This is a genomic window from Paenibacillus sp. 01T422 (assembly GCF_056398785.1).
This window is the reverse complement of record NZ_JBFTQB010001226.1, coordinates 1-1,435: the sequence shown is the minus strand read 5'-3', so window position 1 is coordinate 1,435 and position 1,435 is coordinate 1. Positions and strand designations below refer to the sequence as shown.

General features: G+C 47.2%; 2 protein-coding genes. Both read right to left on the bottom strand.

What is annotated here, in order from left to right; genetic code table 11:
- Positions 1 to 981 (bottom strand): galactose/methyl galactoside ABC transporter permease MglC (gene mglC, locus AC1DUA_RS37445; protein ID WP_477504546.1); only part of this gene is annotated, 981 nt, incomplete at its 3' end.
- An 18-nt stretch (positions 982 to 999) separates the two neighbouring features.
- Positions 1,000 to 1,435, bottom strand: a 436-nt coding sequence (locus tag AC1DUA_RS37440; protein ID WP_477504545.1) for an ATP-binding cassette domain-containing protein, incomplete at its 5' end; no start/stop codon positions are given.

The window sequence follows — 1,435 nt, the reverse complement described above, 5'->3', positions numbered from 1 at the left end:
GATAACACCTTTAATGATTAACTGCCAGTAAGGGCTAATTCCGATAAACGTCAAACCGTAGTTGATTACGCTGAAAATCAATACCCCAGCAAGAACGCCGGGAACCGTTCCGATACCACCTGATGTCGATACGCCGCCGACTACGCAAGCTGCGATCGCATCAAGCTCGTACATGTTTCCGTAGTTATTCGTTGCACCACCGGTTCTTGCTGCTTCCAGCACCCCAGCCAATCCGTACAAAGCACCTGCGATGGAGTAAATGTAGATCAGGTAACGGTTAACGTTAATCCCCGAAACGACTGCAGCGTGAATGTTGCCGCCAATCGCGTACATGTATTTACCAAGCTTCGTTTTGTTGAACACAATCCAGACGATAATCGCCACAGCGACAGCAATAAGAACAATGTAAGGTAATGAGTACGTGGCATCAGATCCGATGGAACCTGTTCCTAATTTACTAAAGTCAGGTCTCAAACCGCCGATAGGTTGGGACTGATTCGGTTTCATATCGAAGTATAGGGAGTTGGCGCCGTAGACGGCAACCATCGTTCCTAGTGTTGCAATGAATGGTGGAACCTTTAATTTAGCGACGATAACCCCATTAATAAGTCCTACCAGAAGACCAGCTAAAATCGCAATGATAATTGGGACAACCAGTGGTAAGTGCGGTAGATCCGGGAAAAATCTGCGACCGTAATCCTGCGTTTGCAGCATAGAGGCCGAGATAACGGCTGTCAAACCAACAATCCGTCCTGTCGAGAGATCGGTGCCTCCCGTGATCAAGATGAATGCAGCACCCAAAGCAATGATGACACGCGTGGATGACTGCAGCAAAATATCACGCAAGATACTAACGGATAAAAAGCGCGGATCATAAATCGCAATCCCGATTACGAGCACAACCAATACGATGTAGATTGCGTATTTGGTCACGAACCCACTTATGTCTCTAGATTTCAATGTTTCTGTTTTTGTACTCATGGTTTCTTGCCCCCCCATTTATGCCATATGCTGTGCAGCAAGGCGCATGATCTCTTCTTCTGTTGCTTTATTTCCTTCTACAATCCCCGTAAGGCGTCCTTCACACATGACCATGATTCGGTCTGACATCCCAAGCAGCTCGGGCATTTCAGAAGAGATCATGATAATACTTTTCCCCTGCTTCGCAAGGTCAGCAATGATGGAATAAATCTCAAACTTCGCGCCAACATCAATTCCGCGAGTTGGCTCATCGAGCAGGAGCACGTCCGGCTCTGTAAGCAGCCATCTGGCCAAGAGTACCTTCTGTTGGTTACCACCCGAAAGGTTTTTGATCAACGCATGCATGTTCGGCGTCTTTACGCGCAGCATCTCAATGCTTTTCTCTACTTCGACTCTACGTTTGGCTTCATTGATGAACCCGAGTGGGTTCATATATCGACCCAAGTTTGCGATA